Origin of the sequence: Devosia sp., assembly GCF_017307495.1 — a bacterium.
GTDB lineage: Bacteria > Pseudomonadota > Alphaproteobacteria > Rhizobiales > Devosiaceae > Devosia_A.
This window is the reverse complement of the sequence record NZ_JAFKHE010000012.1, coordinates 168,919-191,567: the sequence shown is the minus strand read 5'-3', so window position 1 is coordinate 191,567 and position 22,649 is coordinate 168,919. Positions and strand designations below refer to the sequence as shown.

Genomic DNA, 22,649 nt, shown 5'->3' with positions numbered 1-22,649 from the left:
TGATGCAGTTTGTCAGGTTGCCGCTCGAAAACCTTATCATAACATGCATTTCACACATCGGCATGCACTGGCACGCCCCCTGCATACAACCTTGCGGCACCCGACCGGTGCCAGAGTGGAGGCCTGAATGAAGAAGATCGAGGCTATCGTAAAGCCGTTCAAGCTCGACGAAGTGAAGGAAGCGCTGCAGGAAGTTGGCCTGCAGGGCATCACCGTGACCGAGGCCAAGGGCTTTGGCCGGCAGAAGGGCCATACCGAGCTCTATCGGGGGGCCGAGTACGTCGTCGATTTCCTGCCCAAGGTGAAGGTCGAAGTGGTGTGCCCCGACGATCTCGCCGAGAAGGCGATCGAAGCGATCCGCACTGCCGCGCAAACCGGCCGCATCGGCGATGGGAAGATCTTCGTCTACTCGATCGAACAGGCGATCCGCATCCGCACCGGCGAATTCGGCGACGACGCGCTCTAAGGCACCTTCGCGTCGTCCCGGCCTAACGCAAACCCAGACTGTTGACAGGGGAACCTAATGACCACAGCCGCAGAAATCCTCAAGAAGATCAAGGACGAGGATATCAAGTACGTCGACCTCCGCTTCACCGACCCGCGCGGCAAGCTGCAGCACGTCACCATGGACGTGACCGTGGTCGACGAAGACCTGTTCGAGGAAGGCACGATGTTCGACGGCTCGTCGATCGGCGGCTGGAAGGCGATCAACGAGTCGGACATGGTGCTGATGCCCGATCCGAACTCCGCTTATATCGACCCGTTCTTCGGCGCCCCGACGCTCGCGATCAACTGCGACATTCTCGAGCCGCTGACCTACCAGCCCTATAACCGCGACCCGCGCACCACGGCCAAGAAGGCCGAGGCGTATGTGAAGGAACTCGGCATCGGCGACACCGTCGTGTTCGGTCCTGAGCCCGAATTCTTCATCTTCGATGATGTCCGCTACTCCAACACGACCTACAAGGTTGGCTTCTCGGTCGATCACTCGGAACTGCCGATCAACAACGACACCGAGTACGAGTCCGGCAACACCGGCCACCACATCGGCCTCAAGAAGGGCTATTTCCCGGTTCCGCCGCTGGACAGCGCGCAGGACATGCGCGGCGAGATGCTTGCCGCCATGGCGTCTATGGGCGTCACCGTCGAGAAGCACCACCACGAAGTGGCTTCGGCCCAGCACGAGCTCGGCATCAAGTTCGCCCCGCTGATCAAGTCGGCCGACGACGTGCAGATCTACAAGTACGTCATCCAGCAGGTGGCCCAGGCCTACGGCAAGACCGTGACCTTCATGCCCAAGCCGGTCTATGGCGACAACGGCTCGGGCATGCACTGCCACCAGTCGATCTGGAAGGACGGCAAGCCGCTGTTCGCCGGTGACCAGTATGCGGGCCTCTCGATGGAAGCCCTGTACTACATCGGCGGCGTGATCAAGCACGCCAAGGCCATCAACGCCTTCACCAACCCGACGACCAACTCGTACAAGCGCCTGGTGCCCGGCTTCGAAGCCCCGGTGCTGCTCGCCTACTCGGCGCGCAACCGCTCGGCCTCCTGCCGCATCCCCTTCGGCCAGTCGCCGAAGTCGAAGCGCGTCGAGGTCCGCTTCCCCGATCCGCTGGCGAACCCGTACCTCGGCTTCGCCGCGCTCCTGATGGCCGGTCTCGACGGCATCAAGAACAAGATCCACCCGGGCGACCCGATGGACAAGGACCTCTACGAGCTGCCCAAGGAAGAGCTGAAGCAGATCCCGACCGTCTGTGGTTCGCTGCGCGAGGCCCTCGAGGCCCTCGACAAGGACCGCGACTTCCTCAAGGCCGGCGGCGTCTTCGACGACGACCAGATCGACAGCTACATCGAGCTGAAGATGACGGAAGTGATCAAGTTCGAGCACACCCCGCACCCGGTCGAGTACGAGATGTACTACTCGGCCTGAGCGCCGGATCGATCGACGGAATCTGGAAAGGGCCCCTCGGGGCCCTTTCGTGTTTACGCCCGCAGCCTGGCGATTGCATCGCGCATGTCGCGGGTCTCCGCTGCATCGAGTACGCCGAATACCAGCTCGCCGCGCCATTCGGCCCCCGGCGCCAGCATGCGGACATTGCCCTTGCGCCGCTCGGCCTCGCGGCCGTCGACCTCGGCCGTCGCCGGCAGCACCAGGCCGAGGGCGTCCTCGTCGCCGTTGCGGGTGATCCAGCGGATGGCGTGCGGAAGCTGGTCGGGCCGATGGCTGATGAAGTCGGCCGTGCCATCCGGCAGCACCTGCAGGGCGTGGGCCCAGCCGTCCGCATCCGCGACGCAGTCCATGCCCGCCACCAGTTCGGGGTCGATCGCGCGGCCGGCGAGGACGCGCCGGTGCTGCGCCGGATCGTTCGCCACCAGGTCCATCAGCTCGCGGTAGGCTGCCGAGCCGTTGGCGTAGATCGGCAGGTGCCGGCGCACCCGGAAGTGCGCGGCTTCGTCCGCCACCGCGTCGATGATGACGCTGCCGTCGACCGGCGCGAAATTCACATGCGCCAGGTACATCAGCTCCATCGGCTTGTGGCGCAGGTTCCTGACCGCCACCTCGACGCCGATGCGCGTTGCTTCCTCGCCCAGCCGCACCGACGAAGTGAAGGTGTAGTGCCGCGAGAACGCCACCCGTTCCTCGCGGACGCCGGCAAGGGTCACGTAGCGACCGTTCCCGCCGGTGCCGAACCGTAACTCGGCGGACTGGAAGGCGGCGTTCGGCAGCTCGCCATGCAGCGGGTGCATATCTTCCGGAGCCGGGTTGCCCATCGCACTTGCCCCGCAGTGAACGAGGAACGCGCCATAGTTGTCGAGATATCCGCCGGGCTGCGGTTCATCGAAGATCGACCGCATCGTGAGCCGCCGCCCGCCAAAGCGCACGTCCCAGATCTGCTGGCCGTGGAACGGCAGCACGATCACCTCCCCTGCCCCGGTGCGGATCCGCACGGCGGCGATCCCGGTCCCGTATCGAAACGCCGTGACGGCGATGTCTCCATACCCCGCCAGCGGCGTCTCGCGCGCGGTGAACTGCGCCTCCGACAGTTGCAGCACCACCTCGTCTGTTGCGTCCACGATGTTCCTCCCGGATTTCCTGGCCACCGTATCGCGCCCTGCGCGCAACGGCCACGCCCCGTGGGGCGTTTTCAGCGCCAGCACTGGCTGGCATGGTGAGGCATCCACCACGGGGATTCGCGATGAGCGTAGGACTGCTCGGCCTGCTTGATGACGTGACGGCGCTCGCCAAGGTCGCAGCGGCGTCGATCGACGATGTGGCCGGCCAGGCGACCAAGGCCGGGCTCAAGGCGGCGGGCGCGGTCATCGACGATACGGCCGTCACCCCCAAGTACGTCCACGGCTTCGCGGCTGAACGCGAGCTGCCGATTGTCGCTCGCATCGCCGCCGGGTCGGTCCGCAACAAGCTCCTGATCCTGCTTCCCGCGGCGCTGGCGCTCAGCTTCCTCGCGCCCTGGATCATCACGCCGCTGCTCATGCTCGGCGGCGCCTATCTCTGCTACGAGGGCGCCGAGAAGGTCTTCGAGGCGGTCTTTCCGCACGAGGACCACGCGCACGCGGCAGAGGTCGAACGGCCCGAGGATCAAGGCGCCACGCTGGAGGACGAGCGGGTGACCGGCGCGATCCAGACGGACTTCATCCTCTCGGCTGAGATCATGACCATCGCGCTCGCCGCGCTGCCGGCGATGCCGTTCTGGGAGCAGGCGATCGTGCTTGCCGTGGTCGGCATCGGCATCACGCTCGCGGTCTATGGCGCGGTGGCGCTGATCGTCAAGGCGGACGATTTCGGCCTGCTGCTCGCCCGGAAAGCCCGCACCGGGGCCGGCCGCGCTTTCGGACGCGGTATACTGCTCGCCATGCCGTGGGTGATGCAGACGCTGTCGGTCGTCGGCACGGCCGCCATGATCTGGGTCGGCGGCGGCATCATTGTGCACGGCCTCTCGGGTTTCGGGCTGGGTTTCATCGAGCACGGCATCGAGGCCTTCGCCCACTGGATCGAGCAGTTGCTGCCGGCTCCCGACGGCTTCGCCGGCGGGCTGGCGACGATCCTCGCCGACCTCGTTCTCGGCCTTGTGCTCGGGCTGATCCTGATCCCGATCGCCGGCAAGGTCGTCGCGCCGGCCTGGCGGGCCATCCGCGGCATGTTCCGAAAGTCGGCGGAACGCTAGGCTTCGCCAGCCACGCCGGGTTGCCGGGCCGCGGGATGGCGGTTCTGCTCTGTCTGCCCGGTCAGCAGTGCTTCCAACTGCTCGAGTTGCTGCAATTCGGCGAACTGCACGGCAAAGCCGGCCTCGACGTAGCGCACCACCTTGCCCGGCACTGCACCCACTCCGGCCAGCGCGCCCAGCGGCGGCAGTACATCGGCTGACACCGCGACCCCGGATTGCGACATGTCGATGATGAAGCAGTCGTAGCTGGTGCCGTCGCCGAGCAGGAGCTTGGCTCTCGTCTCACGCGGCAGCACGCGCTTGTGGGCGCGGCGATCGGCAACGGCCTTGAGCGTCCTGCGCTTCAGCCAGTCGATGCGCGATGCCAGCAGAGCGCGCTCCGGCTCGGTACATTCGAAGCTGGCGACGAAGCCGCCATCCACGACGCGGCCGATGCGGCCGTGCAGGATGCCCAGCCCCTGGAACGTGACCGTGAGGGCCTCGCCGGGCGTGCCGGTGACGGGGGCATGGATCACCGCCTCGTAGGCGGAGATGCTGCGCGCCCGGCAGGCAAAGACCTGCACCGAGCCCTGGGCCTGCAGGCGGCTGGCAAGGACATAGCTGCCCATGACATCGCCGATGAAGCGCACATCCGTGCGGCTTGGAGCACCGGCTGCAGAGGCATCGGTCTGGATCCGGGCTGCGGCCGGCATGGTCTAGACCGCCTTGCTCGTCGGACTGACGCCAACCTCATAGCCGGCGACCAGTCGGTCAGCATCCGCCGCGTCCAGCACCTGGTCGAAGGCGACGGCGAAACCGCCCTCCACAATTCTCACGACGTGGGCGGGCACGCGCCCGATCTGGATGACGTCGCCGATGCTCACCTGCCGGTCGGAGGCAATTGCCGCACCGGAGCGGGACACGTCGCTGAGCAGCACGTCCGCCGCCGAGCCATCGGTGAAGATGACAGTCGTCCGCGCATCGCGGGGGCGAAGGCGCATGAATTCGCGCTGATCGCCGGCAACGCGGCCACCACGGCGGCGGAGCCACGATACCCAGGTGGCAAGGCGCCGCCGGGCATCGTCATTGAGCAGGTTCTGGCAAACGAAGCCGTCCTCGCGGATCTGCTCGATCGCACAACGAACAAGTCCGAAGCCGTCGAGCTCGAGCCAGAGATGCTCCCCCACCGCGCCGTGCACCGGCGCCGTCACCACCATCGCCGACGGCGACAGGCTCACCACGGTGCAGTTGACCGCACGCACGCCACCGCCGGAACCGGGCGTATAGGTGAAGGAGGCCGCAATGTTGCCGTCGTACCGAATCTCGGCCCGCCGATCCGCTGCCCGCTGTGCATTTCGTTCTTGCCGAAAGGAACTGGCCATTGCGCCCATCTCCATCCTGGAGAAAAGACTACCGCAATGATCCTGAATCATAAGTTACTCGGATGCAGACAGGACGAAACGCGTCTCCATTCTAAAATACAACGCCAGATCTAATCAGATCATCGGACTCAAATCCGGGACACCACGCCGTGCTAACGTTGCCATCTCACTGGCAGGTTTCATCGCAGGCTCACGTCAACTGATCGACTTCGAGCATCATCTGCTCGAAAAAGTCCTCAGCCCCCTCGACTTCGCGCAGTCTCCGGCCGTCGATCTGAAGATAGCGGTTTCCGACATTGCGCACGAAGCTTCGGTCGTGTGAGACAAGAATGGCGGTTGCCTCGTGTTCGAGAATTTCGCGCTCAAGCGCCTCGCGGCCCGGAATGTCCACGTGATTGGTCGGTTCGTCCATCAGGTAGAAGTTGGGCTCGGTGAGGCGCAGGGCCAGAAGGCCAAGGCGCGCGCGCTGGCCGAAACTGAGCTGCCCGATCGGCTTGCCCTGCTTTTCGATGGGGAAGCCGGCAGCGGCGAGAAGACTGCGCACCCGGGCATCGGGCTGCTTGAAGCGGGTGGAGATGAAGCTCTCCGGCGTTTCGCCGGTCGGCAATTGCGACATGTCCTGGTCGGTGTAGCCCAGGACCAGTGACGGCGTGACGCGAATGCCCGCCACACCGTCCGGGTCGGTCATCGCCTCGTGTACCAGTCTCACGAACTGCGACTTGCCGACGCCATTGCGCCCGAGCAGGACGATGCGATCACCCTGGAAGACGTGGAGCTTGTCGATACGGAACAGCGCCTGCCCGGACGGCGTGGCAACGGTCATGTTCTCGATACCGACGAGCAACCTGGCATGCGTGCCGCGGTTGGCAAGGCGGATCTCGCCGGACCGCTCCTTGTGCGCCGGCCGGACGGCTTCCTCTATTTTCGCGGCACGCTCCCGCAGCTGCCGGGTCTTGACCACCAGCAGGTCGCTGCCCGAGTTGATGCCGATATTGTTGAGCTTGGCGGCCTGCTTCCTGAGCTTGGCGGCCTCCTTCAGGTCCCGCTCGTTCTGTGCGTCCTGGGAGGCGTCCTCCCGCTCGATCTCGGTGCGCGCGGCGCTGTAGGCGAGCGGGAAGTAGCGCGAGGTGCCCGGCCGCAGGAACAGCGTCCGGTTGGTGACTGCATCGAGGAAGTCGCGATCGTGGCTGGCGACGATGACCGGGATGTTGCGCGCCTCGCGACGGAACCACTCCTCAAGCCTGAACAGCTTGCTCAGGTCGAGGTGGTTGGTGGGCTCGTCCAGCAGCAACGCATCCGGATCGGTGACCCAGACACGGGCAATGAGCATCAGCCTCTGCCAGCCGCCGCTGAGCTCGGCGACCTTCCGGTCGCGCAACTCGTAGGGTGTTTCGAAACCGTCGAGAGCCACGTCGGCGCGCCAGGCATCCGTCTCGCGATCCGATGGCGGCAACGCCTCGAGCACCGCGTCGCGCATCGTCAATGGCAACAAGGCGGCCGGCACGTCTTGCTCGACATAGCCGATGCGCAACCCCCGCGAGCGAGTGACTTCGCCCGAGGTCGGCTCGGCAAGGCCGGCGATGATGCGCAGCAACGTGGTCTTGCCGAGACCGTTGCCAGCGACGAGCCCCACCCGATCGCCGTCGGCGATTACCAGGTTGAGATCGCTGAACAGCTGCGCCGTCGCGATTGTGGAAAGGTTCTTGAGGCTGATCGAGCCCATGTCTGTCTCACTTCTGGAAGTCATGGCGCAACAAGGCGCCCTTGCCGTCAATGGCTCGCGTCAAGCGAAGCCGTGTGGGCAGACCAGAATTGGATGAGACGAAACTGTCGTCCGGACCCGCTCGGTCAGCCCTGCAACTGCTGCTGCAGGGCGAAGACAGGGCCACGGCTGCGGTGGTGGTCATGACGAAAGCCCACGCGACCCTCCTTCAGCTGGTGTAGCGGACTTTGGCTCAATAGCGCAGCGGCCGCGCTCTGGCAATCACGCCAGGTAGAACAGCGTCGCGACTGCCGCGATGGTCAGCGAACGAGGAAACGCAAGATGGGCAAGCCGGTACGCAAAACTCTTCAATCCGGCTTGCGGCCATCCGCTGTTTCGAGGTGCCCGACGATGGGTCTCAAGGTACGCGAGACCACCCTCGCTTCGGGCACGCATACGGCTACTCCAGACACAAAAACCGTATGACCGAGTTATAGCGGCGGGCGTTTAAGAAAGTGCTTCGACAAAGCGAACGAACTCTAAACAGGGTGATCCAAAACAATGCGTTCGCCCCCGGCGCGCGGGAACGAACGCACTGAACTCGGAACCGGCTTCAGTTCATGCGGGGCGAAGCCGCTCGCGGCTGAGGATGGTGCCGGTGCAGGTCGAGACACGCAGCAGATACACCCAGTCGCCACGGGTGGCACGAACCTGGATGCGGCGGTTGTTGCTCACATTGAGGTAGATGTTGGAGTACCCCTGATCGCGCACGGCGTTGCGGATCTGCCGGTCCGTCAGTTCGATGCAGATCAGGGGGCGGCGGAAGCCGAAGCCGTCGGTCCCGAATCCGAAGTGGAACTGCGCCGCGCCGGCCGGGACGGCGGATGCCGCCAGGGCAAGCCCGAGAATGGCGGCCCTTACGGAGGATGTCGTTCTCATTGATCGTCTCCTTGGTTGTCATTGCGCCGGAAAGACAAAACCCCGGCCCTGTTGGGGGCCGGGGTGCGACGGAGCCGGAGGGAGGAGGTTCCGGCTCCGCCGGAGTTCAGGTCAGAAGCGGAACTGGAAGTGGAAGCCCGGACGGTACGGACGGCTCAGCCGCTCGATGTCGGTAACGCGGCCGGTGCACTTGTTGACGGTCATCGCGTAGGTGCGACGGCCCCAGTCCGCGACCACCTTCACGCGCACGCCGTGGCGGTCGACGAACCGGATGTCATCCCAGCCCATGCGCTGCAGCCCGCGGCGGACTTCGTTGTTGGTCAGGCACTCGCGCTTGAAGCGCTTGCCGTTGTCGAAGCGGTACGAGAAATTGTCACCGCCACCCTGAATGCCGAACTGGAAGTTGAAGGACGGATTGCCGCCCGACTGAGCCTGGACCGGCATGGCCGTGAGCGCCGCGGCCCCAAGCGTGACGGCAACGATTGCCGCTCGGCCGGACTTCATCACGCGGGAAAGGATCGGGGTCATGGTAGTCTCCTTTTTGGGTCGTCTTCTGTGGTGCCAGGTCCACTAGTGTCGCACGACGCTAAGGGTTGCATTCTTAACCAACGCGGTATCTCCCGTTCATCCGCGGTTCATGTTGCGGGCGAGCGCGGGTACAGACTCCGACAGGTTAGAAGCGGCAGGATGGTGAGATTGCCGATCGCCCGGCCCGGACACTGCCTACTGGCCCCGGCCCGGCGCTCCGCAATCTCCCGTCCCGGCTATCGCCGCGCGGTTGAACGCTCGCGGAACCGTGCGTTCACATGCCGTTCACAGCTGGTTGACAGGCGTCGCCCCGCCCCTTACGTCCGCGCTTAACCCACCCAACCCGGCAGATATGCTAGAGCTTTGACGGGCGCCGATTCGCGCCCGGGACGGAGATTTCATGGCGGCGATCGAAGACCTGTTCGGCCCTGATGACGAGGCGCCCCGCGTGGCAAGGCCGGTTGCCCCGGCCCCTGCCCCGGCTGCGCCGCCGGTCGCGCCCAACGTGTCGAACGCCACGTCGTACTCGGCCGCCGACATCGAGGTCCTCGAGGGCCTGGAGCCGGTGCGCCGCCGCCCGGGCATGTATATCGGCGGCACCGATGCCAACGCCCTGCATCACCTGTTCGCCGAAGTCATCGACAACTCGATGGACGAGGCCATTGCCGGACATGCCAGCCGGATCGAGGTGCATTTCGGCGCCGACGGCTACCTGACGATCACCGACAACGGCCGTGGCATCCCGGTGGAGAACCACCCGAAATTCCCCGGCCGCTCGACGCTCGAGATCGTGATGACGACGCTGCATGCCGGCGGCAAGTTCGACGGCAAGGCCTACGAAACCTCTGGTGGTCTCCACGGCGTTGGCGTGTCAGTCGTCAACGCGCTGTCGGATGACCTTGTGGTCGAGGTGGCACGCGACCAGGTGCTCTATCGGCAGCGCTTCTCGCGCGGCAAGCCGCAGGGCGGCATGGAGACCGTGGGCCGCGTGCAGAACCGCCGCGGCACCGCTACGCGCTTCCACCCGGATCCGCAGATCTTTGGCGACAAGGCCGAGTTCTCCGCGGCGCGCCTGTTCAGGATGACGCGGTCGAAGGCCTACCTCTTCGGGGGCGTCGAGATTCGCTGGAGTTGCGACGAGAGCCTCGCCAAGGACGACATGCCGGCCAAGGCGACGTTCCACTTCCCCGGCGGCCTGCGCGACTTCCTTGCCAGCCGCATCGAAGGCGAGCCGCGCATCACCGAGGACATCTTCTCGGGCATCGTCGGCAAACCGGGCAGCCACGGCGCCGTCGAATGGGCAATCGCCTGGTGCCTCGGCGATGGCTTCGTCAACTCGTACTGTAACACGGTGCCGACGGGTGACGGCGGTACTCACGAGCAGGGCCTGCGTGTCGCGCTGCTGCGCGGACTGAGAAACTACGCCGAGCTGTCGGGCAACAAGCGTGCGGCGCAACTCACCGCGGAAGACGTGCTGGTACAGTGCTCGGCGATGCTCTCGGTATTCGTGCGCGAGCCCGAGTTCGTCGGCCAGACCAAGGACAAGCTGAGTTCGCCCGAGGCCACGCGTATCGTCGACAAGGCCCTGTCGGACGCGTTCGACCACTGGCTCGCGGCCTCGCCGAACCAGGCCTCAAAGCTCCTCGACTGGGCCATCGAGCGGTCCGAGGAGCGTCTGCGCCGCAAGAAGGAGAAGGAGGTCGACCGCCAGTCGGCGACCCGAAAGCTCCGGCTGCCGGGCAAGCTCGCCGACTGCACTCAGTCCGCGGCGCAGGGCGCGGAACTGTTCATCGTCGAAGGCGACTCGGCCGGCGGCAGCGCCAAATCGGCGCGCGACCGCGCCAGCCAGGCGGTGCTGCCGCTGCGCGGCAAGATCCTCAATGTCGCCGGCCTCAGCCGCGACAAGGTCCAGGCCAGCCAGGCGATCGCCGACCTGATCCAGGCGCTCGGCTGCGGGACGCGCGAGCGCTACCGCGACGACGACCTCCGGTACGACAAGATCATCCTGATGACCGACGCCGACGTCGACGGGGCGCATATCGCGTCCCTGCTGATGACGTTCTTCTTCCAGGAGATGCCTCAGCTCATCGACGGCGGGCACCTCTACCTCGCCATGCCGCCACTCTACCGCATCAGCCATGGTCCCAAGGTCGCCTATGCGATGAACGACGCGCATCGCGATGCGATCATTGCCAGCGAGTTCAAGGGCAAGAAGCCGGACATCACGCGCTTCAAAGGGCTGGGCGAGATGCCCTATGTGCACCTGCGCGAAACGACCATGGACAAGAGGACCCGCACACTGCTGCAGGTACGCGTCAAGGACGACCAGGACGCCACCAGGTCGACCGTCGAGCGCCTGATGGGCAACCGGCCGGAGGCCCGCTTCGAGTTCATCCAGGAAAACGCCGCGTTCGTCACGGACCTGGATATCTAGCGAATACTTCCGGCTCACTGCGTGCTGCGAAACGCAGTCCACCCGAGTTCATCACTCGGTTAAGCAAGGCGCCGCGAATCTCGTTGACTCGCAAAGGGTTTCCACTATGTTCCGGGCGCGTCGCGCGCACTTCCGGAAGGGCGGAGTCCGGATGGGTTGCCGTGAGTGCAGCCGAGGCTGGAACGGCTGCGCCCCGCGACGAGATGTCGACCCGCTGTTCCTCAAGTAACTGCTCGTCGACCTGCCCTACCGACTTGAGCGGACCACTGATTTGGCAAATGACTTCTCCGGGCTCGGCCTTAGCGCCAAGGTAATCGATGCGGTTGCCGCATCCGGCTACACCAAGCCTACCGATATCCAGGCCCAGGCAATCCCGCATGTCCTTGAAAAGCGGGACATTATCGGCATCGCCCAGACGGGAACGGGCAAGACGGCCTCCTTCGTCCTTCCCATGCTGACCCTTCTCGAGAGCGGAAGGGCCCGGGCCCGCATGCCCCGCACCCTTATCCTCGAGCCGACGCGCGAACTCGCTGCCCAGGTGCACGAGAACTTCGAGAAGTACGGCAAGAACCACAGGCTCAACGTCGCGCTGCTGATCGGCGGTGTGTCGTTCGAGGACCAGAACAAGGTGCTCGATCGTGGCGCGGACGTGCTGATCGCAACACCCGGTCGCATGCTCGACCAGTTCGAGCGCGGCCGCATCCTGCTCACCGGCGTCGACATCCTCGTCATTGACGAGGCCGACCGCATGCTCGACATGGGCTTCATCCCCGATATCGAGCGCATCTGCGGGCTGCTGCCCACGCGCCGCCAGACCCTGTTCTTTTCGGCCACCATGCCGCCCGAGATTCAGCGCCTCACGGCGCGCTTCCTGCGCGATCCGATCAAGATCGAAGTGGCGCGCCAGAATTCGACCGCCGACACGATCGAGCAGCGGCTTGTACGCGTCTCGGGCAAGCCCGAGGAAAAGCGCGACGCCCTGCGCCGCCTGATCCGTGGTGAAGAGAACCTCAAGAACGCGATCATCTTCTGCAACCGCAAGCGTGATGTCGCCACCCTCGCCCGCTCGCTCGAGAAGCATGGCTTCTCCGCCGCCGGGCTGCACGGCGACATGGACCAGAAGAGCCGCATGGAAACGCTCGACGCGTTCAAGACCGACAAGCTCCAGCTGCTCGTGGCCAGCGATGTTGCGGCACGCGGCCTCGACATTCCCGCGGTGAGCCACGTATTCAACTTCGACGTGCCGACGCATGCTGAAGACTACGTGCACCGCATCGGCCGCACTGGCCGCGCGGGCCGCTCCGGCGTCGCCGTGACGCTGGTGGCGCCGTCGGACGGCAAATACGTGGATGCGATCACCAAGCTGATCGCCAAGGACATTCCCGAGGCGCGTCTGGCCGGGAGCGCGGAACCGACCGGCACGCCGAACGGCGAGGCCCGGGCAGAGCCCGCACCGAGGCGTGAGCGCCACGAGCGCACTGCGCGCAACGAGCGCCCGCGCCGCGGCAGCCGGCGCTCCGGTGAAGCCGAGGCGCCGGCCCGTAGTTCTGCAGACCAACCGATCGAAGGCATAGTCGCCGATTCGCCATTCGGCACCGACGGGCCAGTTCCCGCCTTCCTTCTTCGTCGATGACGACGGGATCAACAGAAAAACCGATCACATCTGCGTAGAATTGCTGGCAACGGCCTCCGCTTTTACCGCTCATTAAGTCTGAAGGTCGGAAAATGCTTTCCGATCTACCGACGAGGGTCGGAGCCTTGGGGGAGCCGTGTCAGAACAGGAATTCAGGCGGGCGCTTGGCTACGCGTCGTCGGCACTTGAACTGCTCAAGCGCGCCCTTATCCCGCCCTACCCGCAGTTCTACGAGCTGCTCTATACCTATGCGACAGGTGTGAACCCGGCGCTCAACAATCGTGTCAACGAGATCTTTCGCGAAGGCCATGTCACCTCCGACATCGCCGAGCGGCTCTACAATGAGTTCCTGAAGGCGCAGGACACCAATGCCCGCATGTCGGGCGTGTCGGAGCGCATGTCGAAGCGGATCGTCGCCGTTCACGACGCCATCGATTCAGCGATGACCACTGCCTCCGCCTATTCGGCGTCGCTGCAGGTCGCCAGCGGCGACCTGGGCCAGGATGAGCACGACGCGGCGGAACTGCGGACCCTGGCCAGCGCCCTGCTCGCCGAGACCCGCCGCATGCAGGATGCCAACCACCGCCTCGAAATGAGCCTCCAGGCGTCACGCGACGACATCGAAGCCCTGCAGCGCGACCTCGACGACGTCCGCCGCGAGGCGCTGCTCGACCCGCTGACCAAGATACACAACCGCAAGGCCTTTGACGAAGGGCTAGCCCACGCCGTGGGGCGCTCGCGCGAAACCGGGCAGCACCTCTGCCTGCTGCTTGTCGACATTGATCATTTCAAGCGCTTCAACGACACCTGGGGGCACCAGACCGGTGACCAGGTGCTGCGCCTCGTCGCGATGACGCTCAAGTCAAACATCAAGGGCAAGGACATCGCGGCCCGCTACGGCGGCGAGGAGTTCGCGGCGGTGCTGCCGGACACGGACCTTGAGGGGGCGGTGATCGTCGCCGACAACATCCGCAAGGCCATCCACGCCAAGGAATTGTTGAAGCGTTCGACCAACGAGAAGCTGGGCCGCGTTACCGCCTCGTTCGGCGTCGCGTGCTTCCGACCGTCCGATACTCAATCGAGCCTGATCGAGCGGGCCGACCGCTGCCTTTACGCCGCCAAGCACGGTGGGCGGAACAAGGTGGTCAGCGAAAACGAACTCGCGCGGGACGACCTCGCGGCGGTGGGTGCCGCCTAGCTGTCGATCGTCTCCACCCCCAGCGAGCGCAAGGCGTCCCAGTAGCCGGGATAGGTCTTGCCGACGCATGCGGGGTCGAGGATCGAGATGCCGCCAATCCTCAGCGCGGCGAGCGCAAAGCTCATGGCGATGCGGTGGTCCTCGTAGGTCTCGATGCTGGTCGGCAGCACCTGCCCGGCGAGCGCAGGGTCGGAGTTGACGACCAGATCGTCCCCCTCCTCGCGCGCCAGCCCGGGACGGATGCGGTTGAGCTCGGTCGACAGCGCCGAGATACGGTCGCACTCCTTCACCCGCAGGTTGGCGATCCCGACGAAACGAACGGGGGTCTCGTTGAAGGCGGCGAGCACGGCCAGAGTCGGCACTGCGTCCTGCATCTGCGAGCCATCGATAACGGCGGGCATGCGCGGGAACATCCGGATCAGCTTTGCCGCCTCGGCATCGGGCTGGGTGAATGCGTCCATCGGCACGCCCAGGTCGATCCTGCCGCCGGTCAGGGCTTCCGCCGCCCAGAGATAGGTAGCGGCCGAGGCGTCGGGCTCGATGTGGAAATCGGTGGCGCGGTAGCCGGTCGGCTGCACGCGCCAGGTCATCTCGTCAACCTGCGTCACGTCGGCGCCGAAGGCCCGCATCGCGGCCAGCGTCAGGTTCACATAGCCGCGCGCATCGAGGTCCTTGCCGGTCAACGCCACCTCGATCGGGCCTTGGCCGAACGGAGCAGCCATGAGCAGGGCCGATACGTACTGGCTGGACAACCCGCCATCGATCTCGACCCGCCCCGAACCAAAGGTACCGGTCCCGTTGATCACCACGGGTGGACAGCCCGTCTCGCTCGCCGCATCGATACCGAGCGAGCGGAGGGCGACGAGCAGCGGCTCGATCGGGCGCTTGCGCATCGCCTCGTCGCCGTCGATGACCACCCTGCCCCTCACCAGCGACACGGCAGCGGTGAGAAAGCGGGTCGCCGTGCCGGCATTACCGAGCATCAGCGCTTCCGTCGGTGCCTTGAACGTGCCGTCGCTGGTGACGACGAAGCTGGTCGCGTCGGGCTCCTCGACGGTGATCCCCATCTGCTCGAGCGCCCGCGCCATCAACTGGGTGTCGCGGCTCTTGAGCGCGCCGGTGAGGTGGCTCGTCCCCTTCGCGAGGGCAGCCAGCAGGAGCGCGCGATTTGTGATCGATTTCGATCCCGGCGGAGTCACGCGACCGACGAGCGGATGGTCGGGCGGGACTATCGTCAAAGCCTCGAGCTTTGCGTGGAGAGCGGCGGTCACTTGGAGACTCCGTCAATCAGCGGTCGAAGCCGCTCTCACTCCGGCAGCGCCGGACACATCGATCTGTCGATTGGCCCGGTCCTGTCGCCGGGGTGAGGTTGAAGCAAGCCCGACGGGTTTAGCGGAGTTCGCGCCGAGGATGCAACACTTGCGGATCCAATCGCCACACGCCGGGCCGCCGGGCTCACCGGTCATTCCCGCGAAAGCGGGAACTCTGGGCCCTTCGAACCTGCGGAAAGCTCAGGCGTGCGCGCGCGCCTCGGCCAGGGCCTTCAGGTCGGCTGGCTTGAGCTGCACGCTTTCGCCGCAGCCGCATTCGCCGGTCTGGTTGGGGTTCTTGAAGGTGAAGCCGGATTTCAGGATGTCCTCCTCGAAATCCATCACCGTGCCGAGCAGGAACAGCGTCGCCTTGGGCTCGACGAAGACGTGCACGCCCTTGTCCTCGACATGGTCGTCGCCGGCGACCGGCTCGGCCACGTAGTCGAGCGTGTAGGCCTGCCCTGCACAGCCGGCGTTCTTGATGCCGACGCGCACGCCCACGACCGGCTTGTCGCTATCCTCGATGATCTCGTTGATGCGCTCGGCAGCGGCATCGGTGAGGCTCATGATCTTCAGGGCCATCGCTACAGACCTTCATCGTAACAAGACGATATATAGACCGCTTCGCTCGGGATTACCACCAGTTGAGCGCGACCTGGGCTTCTTCGCTCATGCGCGACGCATCCCACGGTGGATCATACACCATGTTGACAGTGACATTCTGGATGCCCTCGACCGACATGGCCGCGTTCTCGACCCAGCCCGGCATCTCGCCTGCCACCGGGCAGCCCGGCGCGGTGAGCGTCATGTCGATCGCAAGGTTCCGGTCATCGTCCAGGTCGACCTTGTAGATGAGCCCGAGCTCATAGATGTCGACCGGGATTTCCGGGTCATAGACCGTCTTCAGGGCGCCGATCAGGTCCTTGGTAATCCGCTCGACCTCGTCGGGAGGCAGCGCGCCGGACACGTTCGGCGTGATGCGCAGCACATCGCCCGCAGCGGCCTCGGGCGCCTCGGCTTCGGCAGGCAGGTCGTTTGCTTCGTCCATCATCTCAAATCCTTAAGGCGAAACGGCTTCGCGCCCCTACGCGAAGAAGCTTCGCGCCTTCTCAATGCCCTCGACCAGCGCATCGATATCATCCCTGCCGGTATATAGGCCGAAGGAAGCGCGGCAGGTAGAGGTGACTCCGAACCGCTTCAGCAGCGGCATGGCGCAGTGCGTCCCGGCGCGCACGGCGATGCCGTAGCGGTCGAGGATGGTCGAGACGTCATGGGCATGGGCGCCCTTGAGCTCGAACGAGAAGATACCGCCCTTGCCCGGCGCGGTGCCGATCAGGCGCAGCGAGTTGATGCGGCCCAGCCGCTCCAACGCGTAAGCGGTCAGTTCCGCTTCGTGCGTCTCGGCAGCGCCGTGTCCGATACTCTCCACATAATCGATCGCCGCGCCGAGCCCGATCGCCTGGACGATCGGCGGCGTGCCCGCCTCGAAGCGGTGCGGCGGTTCGTTGTAGGTGATGGCGTCCATCGTCACGGTATCGATCATCTCGCCGCCACCGTTGAACGGCTGCATGTCGGCGAGCAGTTCGTACTTGCCGTAGAGCACGCCGATGCCGGTCGGGCCGTAGAGCTTGTGGCCGGTGAAGACGTAGAAATCCGCGCCGAGATCCTGCACGTCGACCTTGCGGTGCACCGCGCCCTGGCTGCCGTCGACGAGCACCGGAATGCCGCGCGCATGCGCGATCTCGATGATCTGCTTGATCGGCGTCACCGTGCCCAGCACGTTCGACATGTGCGTGATGGCGACCATCCTGGTCTTCGGCGACAGCGCCTGCTCGAACCTGTCGAGCGAAAAGCTCCCGTCATCGGCGACGTCGACCCACTTCAGCACCGCACCCTTGCGCTCGCGGTGGAAGTGCCACGGCACGATGTTGGAGTGGTGCTCCATGATCGAGAGCACGATCTCGTCGCCCTCCCCGATCCGCGGCCCGAGGAACGACGACGCCACGAGGTTGATCGCCTCGGTGGCCGAGCGCGTGAAGATGATCTCCTCGGTCCGGCCGGCATTGATGAAGCGCTGCACGGCCTTTCGCCCATCCTCGTAGGCCTCGGTCGCCCGGTTGGCGAGCGTGTGCAGGCCGCGATGTACGTTGGCGTAGGCGTGCCGATGCGCCCAGTCCATCTTGTCCAGCACCGCATTCGGCTTCTGCGCCGATGCGCCCGAGTCGAGATAGACCAGCCGATGCCCGTGGATCTTCTCCTCGAGGATCGGGAAATCGGCACGGACTTTGGCGAGGTCGAAGGTCATCTACTATCCAATGGGGCTGCGAAGGCCCCCTCACCCGCCGCTTCGCGGCGACCTCTCCCCCAAGGGAGAGGTGACTGAGGCACCATATCGCCCCACCACCACCTCTCCCTTGGGGGAGAGGTCGGAGCACGCAGTGCTCCGGGTGAGGGGGCCTTTCTTGCGGATCAGCCCCGCGCCAGCCACCCGTCGACCACGTCCGTCAGCGCCTCGTTGAGCGCCTGGTCCTCGATCGGATCGATCAGCTCGGCGAGGAACGCCCGCACCAGCATGGTCTCCGCCTCGGCCTTGGGTATGCCGCGGCTCAACAGGTAGAACATGTGGTCCTCGTCCAGCTGCCCGCTCGTCGCGCCGTGGCCGCAGACCACATCGTCGGCGTAGATCTCGAGCTCGGGTTTGGCGAGGATTTCCGCCTCGTCCGACAGCATCAGCCCCTGGCTCATCAGCTTGGCGTCGGTCTTCTGCGCGTCACGCGCCACGACCAGCCGACCCTGCACCACGGCCCTGGAACGACCGCGGGCGATCGACTTGAACAGCGGCTTGGAGGACGTATGCGGCACGGCGTGCAGCGCGTCCATGGTGATGTCGGCGTGCTGGCCGTCCGACACGAGGTTGAGCCCGGTCACGTCGGCATGGGCGCCCGCGCCCTCGTACTTCGGGAAGAGCTGCGTGCGGCTCAGCGCGGCGCCGGCATTGATGATCAGCGTCCGCAACTGCGCGCCCTCGGCGAGGTGGTACTCGTTGGAGGCGAAGTGCGTGGCCTTCGAGCCGGCAAGGTTGACGGTGATGTGCGTCACCTTGGCGTTCTTGCCCAGCGCCAGGTAGGTAGCGTGATTGCCGAGGTGCGCCTCGTCGCTGCCCGAATAGGTATCGAGGATCACCGCGCTGCTGCCGTCGCCGACATAGATCTTGGCGGCACTGGTGGAATGTCCGGCCCCACCCTCGGTGCGGCGGTCGATCTGGATCACCGGATCGACCGAGCCGTCCAGCTCGAGGGTCAGCGCTTCCCCGACAAGGGCATTGTTCAAACGGGTAACGATGTCGTCACGCGTCGACAACACGCCGCCCGTCGTCTTGCCGACGATGACACCAGCGGGGGCCGTGCCGGACTCCTGCACGATGCCGTTGGCGATCATCAACTGATGCGCACCGGCGACGCGGAGCGCCGGGGCACTGGCCGCCTCGGCTGCGCCAGCGAGTTCCGGCACGGCGCGGAGCAACTGCTTCAGGTCGGTGTAATGATAAGCCTCGACACGGCGTGTCGGCAGGCCGGAGCCGGTGAGACGCTCGGCCTCGGCGACTGCACCAGCCGCCGTCAGCTGTTCGATCAGCTTGCTCTCGGCGGGGCCGAGACGAACCGGTACGTGGACGCTCACGCCGCCTTCTCCTCGTCGAAGCCCGCATAGCCCTTGCCCTCGAGTTCGAGCGCCAGGTCCTTGCCCCCCGACTCGACGACACGGCCGTCGGAGAAGACATGCACGACATCCGGCACGATGTGGTTGAGCAGACGCTGGTAGTGCGTGATGACAAGCATGGAGCGATCCGGCCCGCGCAGGGCGTTCACGCCGTCGGACACGACCTTGAGCGCGTCGATGTCGAGGCCGGAGTCGGTCTCGTCCAGAATGCACATCTTGGGCTTCAGCAGCGCCATCTGCAGGATCTCGGCGCGCTTCTTCTCGCCGCCGGAGAAACCGACATTGAGGGCACGCTTCAGCATGTCGGCGTCGATATGCAGCGCCTTGCCGGCATCCCTGACCGCCTTCATGAAGTCGGGCGTCGAGATTTCGCTCTCGCCGCGCGCCTTGCGCTGCGCATTGAGCGCCGCCTTGAGGAAGGTCATGGTGGCGACGCCCGGGATTTCGATCGGGTACTGGAAGGCGAGGAACAGCCCGGCCACGGCGCGGTCCGACGGCTCCATCTCGAGGATGTTCACGCCGTCGAGCAGCACTTCGCCCTCGGTGACCTCGTAGTCTTCCTTTCCGGCGAGCACATAGCTCAGCGTCGATTTGCCCGAACCGTTCCGGCCCATGATGGCGTGCACTTCACCCTTGGGCACGATCAGGTTCACGCCCCTGAGGATCTCACGCTCCTCGATGCGGACATGCAGGTTGCGGATTTCGAGCATTGGGGTGGTCATTATCTTCTCCAAAACGTGATCCGGAGTCGCCAGGGGCGCCTCGCGAGATTTGAAACCGGGGCTAGCCGACGCTGCCTTCGAGCGAGATCGAGATCAGCTTCTGCGTCTCGACCATGAACTCCATCGGCAGGTGCTGCAGTACATCGCGGACAAAGCCGTTGACGATCAGCGCCACCGCTTCCTCCTCAGAGAGCCCGCGCTGCATGCAATAGAACATCTGGTCGTCGGAAATCTTGGACGTCGTCGCCTCGTGCTCGAACACGGCCGATGCGTTGCGGCTCTCGATGTAGGGCACGGTGTGCGCGCCGCACTTGTCGCCGATCAGCAGGCTGTCGCACTGCGTGAAGTTGCGGGCGCCCTTGGCCTTGGCGTGGGCCGAGACCTGGCCGCGATAGGTGTTGTCCGAGAACCCCGCCGCGATGCCCTTGGAAATGATCCGGCTCGTGGTGTTCTTGCCCAGGTGCAGCATCTTGGTGCCGCTGTCGACCTGCTGGTAGCCGTTCGAAATGGCGATCGAGTAGAACTCGCCCGACGAATTGTCGCCGCGCAGGATGCAGCTCGGGTACTTCCAGGTGATGGCCGAACCGGTTTCCACCTGCGTCCAGCTGATCTTGGAGTTGTCGCCGCGGCAGTCGCCGCGCTTGGTGACGAAGTTATAGACCCCGCCCTTGCCGTCCTTGTCGCCCGGGAACCAGTTCTGGACCGTCGAGTACTTGATCTCGGCGTCCTTCATGGCCACCAGCTCGACCACCGCCGCATGCAGCTGGTGCTCGTTGCGCGCCGGCGCCGTGCAGCCTTCGAGATAGCTCACGTAGGCGCCCTCGTCGGCGATCAGCAGCGTGCGCTCGAACTGGCCGGTCTTGGCCTCGTTGATGCGGAAGTAGGTCGAAAGCTCCATCGGGCAGCGCACGCCCTTGGGGATGTAGCAGAACGAGCCGTCGGTGAAGACCGCAGAGTTCAGCGTCGCGTAGTAGTTGTCGCTGACCGGCACGACCGAGCCGAGGTACTGCTTCACGAGGTCCGGGTACTCGCGGATGGCCTCGCTGATCGAGCAGAAGATGATGCCCATCTTGTTCAGCTCGGCGCGGAACGTGGTCGCGACCGAGACCGAGTCGATCACCGCATCCACGGCCACCCTGGGCTGTTCGACCCCGGCCAGCAGCTCGCGCTCCTTCAGCGGCACGCCCAGCTTCTCGTACATCTCGAGCAGGGCCGGATCGACCTCGTCCAGCGACTTCGGCCGGTTCGAGCTCTTCGGCGCCGCGTAGTAGTACATGTCCTGGAAGTCGATCTTGGGGTAGTGCACCTTGGCCCAGGTCGGCTCATCCATGGTGAGCCAGCGCTTGTAGGCGTCGAGGCGCCACTCGAGCATCCACTCGGGCTCTTCCTTCTTCATCGAGATGAAGCGGATGACCTCTTCGCTCAGCCCCTTGGGCGCGCGTTCGACCTCGAGCTTGGTCTCGAATCCGTACTTGTAGTTCTCGACATCGAGCGCGAGCACCTTCTCGACGGTGTCGTCCTCGATCTCTTCCTTCAAGGTGGGGATATCGTAACGGGCCATCGTCTTCTTCCTATGCTGCGACGCCGTGGCGGGCGCGATGACGCCCCACGACTTCGCTGAAACCCTTGAGATAAGCCTCGACGTCCTCGATCGAGGAGGACCAGCCGAAGCTCACTCGCATTGCACATTCGCCGAGTTCGGCCGGCACGCCCATGGCCTCGAGCACATGGCTGGGGCCGACCTTGCCCGACGAGCAGGCCGAGCCGGACGAGACCGCGATCCCGGCGAGGTCCAGCCCCATCATCGCCACGGCATTCCCGAGGCCCGGCACGGCGAAGTTCGAAGTATTGCCGATGCGCCCACCCGTCTCGCCAAATACAACGAGATCGGGCGCGATCAGTCGCATGCCATCTTCCGCCACGCGCACCAGTTCGCTCACGTTTGCGTGGTAGAAGCGCTCCGCGAATACCTCGCAGGCCGCACCGAAGCCGGCGATCGCCGCTGCATTCTCGGTGCCGCCGCGACGCCCGCTTTCCTGGCCGCCGCCGGGGATCAACCGCACCTGGTCGGCATGGCCCTTGACCAGCAGGGCAGCTGCACCGGCCGGACCGCCGATCTTGTGGCCGCTGATCGCCATCATATCGGGTGCGCGCGAGGCGAATTCCAGTCCGAACTTACCGAAGGCCTGGGCCGCGTCGACAAACAGGTAGTGTGGGCTCGGCCCCACCAGCACCTCGATGCGATCGACAGGCTGGACAATGCCGGTCTCGTTGTTGACCAGGTGCACCGCCACGAGCAGGCGCATGCCGACGAGATCGGCGGCCGCGATGGCTGCGGCGATCTCCTCGACCTTGATATAGCCGTCGCTGTCGAGGCCAACCTTCTTCACCGGCAGACCCGTCGCCTCGGCAGCCTTCAGCACCGCCGCATGCTCACCAGCGGACACCACGATGGCATCGACGCTGAACGCCCTGGCGCCGCCGACGATCGCCTGTGTGATCGCTTCGGTGGCAGTGGACGTGAATACGACCTGGTCACGCTCGGCACCGGCGAGCCGCGCAACCTGGGCGCGCGCCTTGTCGATGACTGCACGCAGGGCCCGGCCCTCGGCATGCACGGACGAGGGATTGCCAACCAGGTCGAGGGCCGCGACAACGGCAGCCCGCGCCTCCGGCAGCAGCGGTGCCGACGCATTGTGATCGAGGTAGATCGCCTGTCGCGCCATGAACCCGGGAACTCGCTCGTCCGCTAGAAGGGCAGCCGCGACACCGAGGCGTTCGCTGGAGCCCGAAACAATTCTTGAAATCGGGCGCTCACTTTCTCTACAAGGAGCGCTCACCAGCAACCGGAAGCGGTTGGAACACCAACTGCCGCCTTCGAAAACCCAGTTTAGAATTGTTCGAAACTGGAGTTTTCG

20 protein-coding genes are annotated in these 22,649 nt (G+C 65.2%); 6 read left to right on the top strand and 14 right to left on the bottom strand.

Annotated elements, in window-relative coordinates; all coding sequences use genetic code 11:
* The first annotated feature begins 127 nt into the window (after positions 1 to 127).
* Both J0I99_RS01465 and glnA read left to right on the top strand, forming a co-directional pair.
* The gene (locus tag J0I99_RS01465; protein ID WP_046105125.1) at positions 128 to 466 is read left to right on the top strand and encodes a P-II family nitrogen regulator; all 339 of its coding nucleotides are present in this window, start codon (positions 128 to 130) and stop codon (positions 464 to 466) included.
* 57 nt (positions 467 to 523) lie between these two features.
* A complete protein-coding gene (glnA, locus tag J0I99_RS01460; protein ID WP_291395373.1) occupies positions 524 to 1,933 on the top strand; it encodes a type I glutamate--ammonia ligase in 1,410 nt (469 codons plus the stop codon).
* A gap of 53 nt (positions 1,934 to 1,986) precedes the next feature.
* Here the strand turns inward: glnA and J0I99_RS01455 are convergent, their stop codons facing one another.
* Positions 1,987 to 3,078 carry a DUF4432 family protein gene (locus tag J0I99_RS01455; RefSeq protein ID WP_291395371.1) on the bottom strand — a complete coding sequence of 364 codons (1,092 nt, stop codon included), beginning with the start codon at positions 3,076 to 3,078 and terminating at the stop codon, positions 1,987 to 1,989.
* Positions 3,079 to 3,200: 122 nt separating this feature from the next.
* Here J0I99_RS01455 and J0I99_RS01450 point away from each other — a divergent pair, with 122 nt between their 5' ends.
* Entirely contained in the window at positions 3,201 to 4,187 is a 987-nt protein-coding gene (locus J0I99_RS01450; RefSeq protein ID WP_291393974.1) for a DUF808 domain-containing protein, read from the top strand.
* Here J0I99_RS01450 and J0I99_RS01445 read toward each other — a convergent pair.
* The 5 genes from J0I99_RS01445 to J0I99_RS01425 form a co-directional block, all read right to left on the bottom strand.
* Positions 4,184 to 4,879: a PilZ domain-containing protein gene (locus J0I99_RS01445; protein WP_291395370.1), complete on the bottom strand. Its 696-nt coding sequence runs from the start codon at positions 4,877 to 4,879 to the stop codon at positions 4,184 to 4,186. The two genes, J0I99_RS01450 and J0I99_RS01445, sit on opposite strands and share 4 nt — an antisense overlap.
* Before the next feature lie 3 nt (positions 4,880 to 4,882).
* Entirely contained in the window at positions 4,883 to 5,599 is a 717-nt protein-coding gene (locus tag J0I99_RS01440) for a PilZ domain-containing protein (RefSeq protein WP_291395367.1), read from the bottom strand.
* Positions 5,600 to 5,738: 139 nt separating this feature from the next.
* Positions 5,739 to 7,271 (bottom strand): ABC-F family ATP-binding cassette domain-containing protein, encoded by a 1,533-nt coding sequence (locus J0I99_RS01435; RefSeq protein WP_291395365.1) that lies wholly within the window; start codon positions 7,269 to 7,271, stop codon positions 5,739 to 5,741.
* Between the two features lie 597 nt (positions 7,272 to 7,868).
* Entirely contained in the window at positions 7,869 to 8,189 is a 321-nt protein-coding gene (locus J0I99_RS01430) for a hypothetical protein (RefSeq protein ID WP_291395363.1), read from the bottom strand.
* Positions 8,190 to 8,300: 111 nt separating this feature from the next.
* Positions 8,301 to 8,717 carry a hypothetical protein gene (locus tag J0I99_RS01425; protein ID WP_291395361.1) on the bottom strand — a complete coding sequence of 139 codons (417 nt, stop codon included), beginning with the start codon at positions 8,715 to 8,717 and terminating at the stop codon, positions 8,301 to 8,303.
* Positions 8,718 to 9,117: 400 nt separating this feature from the next.
* Between J0I99_RS01425 and parE the strand changes: the two genes are divergently transcribed.
* The 3 genes from parE (at position 9,118) to J0I99_RS01410 (ending at position 13,982) form a co-directional block, all read left to right on the top strand.
* The gene (gene parE, locus J0I99_RS01420; RefSeq protein ID WP_291395359.1) at positions 9,118 to 11,151 is read left to right on the top strand and encodes a DNA topoisomerase IV subunit B; all 2,034 of its coding nucleotides are present in this window, start codon (positions 9,118 to 9,120) and stop codon (positions 11,149 to 11,151) included.
* Positions 11,152 to 11,422: 271 nt separating this feature from the next.
* The gene (locus J0I99_RS01415; RefSeq protein ID WP_291395357.1) at positions 11,423 to 12,784 is read left to right on the top strand and encodes a DEAD/DEAH box helicase; all 1,362 of its coding nucleotides are present in this window, start codon (positions 11,423 to 11,425) and stop codon (positions 12,782 to 12,784) included.
* Between the two features lie 136 nt (positions 12,785 to 12,920).
* Positions 12,921 to 13,982: a GGDEF domain-containing protein gene (locus tag J0I99_RS01410; RefSeq protein ID WP_291395355.1), complete on the top strand. Its 1,062-nt coding sequence runs from the start codon at positions 12,921 to 12,923 to the stop codon at positions 13,980 to 13,982.
* On the opposite strand, the gene aroA is transcribed toward J0I99_RS01410, so the two are convergent.
* From aroA to J0I99_RS01370, 8 genes are all read right to left on the bottom strand, one after another.
* On the bottom strand, positions 13,979 to 15,253 hold the full coding sequence (gene aroA, locus J0I99_RS01405) for a 3-phosphoshikimate 1-carboxyvinyltransferase (RefSeq protein ID WP_291395353.1): 1,275 nt from the start codon (positions 15,251 to 15,253) through the stop codon (positions 13,979 to 13,981). The genes J0I99_RS01410 and aroA overlap by 4 nt on opposite strands.
* A gap of 240 nt (positions 15,254 to 15,493) precedes the next feature.
* Positions 15,494 to 15,874 carry an iron-sulfur cluster assembly accessory protein gene (locus J0I99_RS01400; RefSeq protein ID WP_291390219.1) on the bottom strand — a complete coding sequence of 127 codons (381 nt, stop codon included), beginning with the start codon at positions 15,872 to 15,874 and terminating at the stop codon, positions 15,494 to 15,496.
* 52 nt (positions 15,875 to 15,926) lie between these two features.
* The gene (locus J0I99_RS01395) at positions 15,927 to 16,343 is read right to left on the bottom strand and encodes an SUF system Fe-S cluster assembly protein (protein WP_291395351.1); all 417 of its coding nucleotides are present in this window, start codon (positions 16,341 to 16,343) and stop codon (positions 15,927 to 15,929) included.
* Between the two features lie 33 nt (positions 16,344 to 16,376).
* Positions 16,377 to 17,597, bottom strand: coding sequence for a cysteine desulfurase (locus J0I99_RS01390; protein ID WP_291395349.1), 1,221 nt, complete (start codon positions 17,595 to 17,597; stop codon positions 16,377 to 16,379).
* Between the two features lie 164 nt (positions 17,598 to 17,761).
* Positions 17,762 to 18,970, bottom strand: a complete 1,209-nt coding sequence (sufD, locus tag J0I99_RS01385) for a Fe-S cluster assembly protein SufD (RefSeq protein ID WP_291395347.1) — start codon at positions 18,968 to 18,970, stop codon at positions 17,762 to 17,764.
* Positions 18,967 to 19,719: a Fe-S cluster assembly ATPase SufC gene (sufC, locus tag J0I99_RS01380; protein ID WP_291395790.1), complete on the bottom strand. Its 753-nt coding sequence runs from the start codon at positions 19,717 to 19,719 to the stop codon at positions 18,967 to 18,969. Before sufC ends, sufD begins: the two co-directional genes overlap by 4 nt.
* Before the next feature lie 73 nt (positions 19,720 to 19,792).
* The gene (gene sufB / locus J0I99_RS01375; RefSeq protein WP_291392034.1) at positions 19,793 to 21,292 is read right to left on the bottom strand and encodes a Fe-S cluster assembly protein SufB; all 1,500 of its coding nucleotides are present in this window, start codon (positions 21,290 to 21,292) and stop codon (positions 19,793 to 19,795) included.
* Between the two features lie 10 nt (positions 21,293 to 21,302).
* Positions 21,303 to 22,457, bottom strand: coding sequence for an aminotransferase class V-fold PLP-dependent enzyme (locus J0I99_RS01370; RefSeq protein ID WP_291395345.1), 1,155 nt, complete (start codon positions 22,455 to 22,457; stop codon positions 21,303 to 21,305).
* Positions 22,458 to 22,649: the final 192 nt, after the last annotated feature.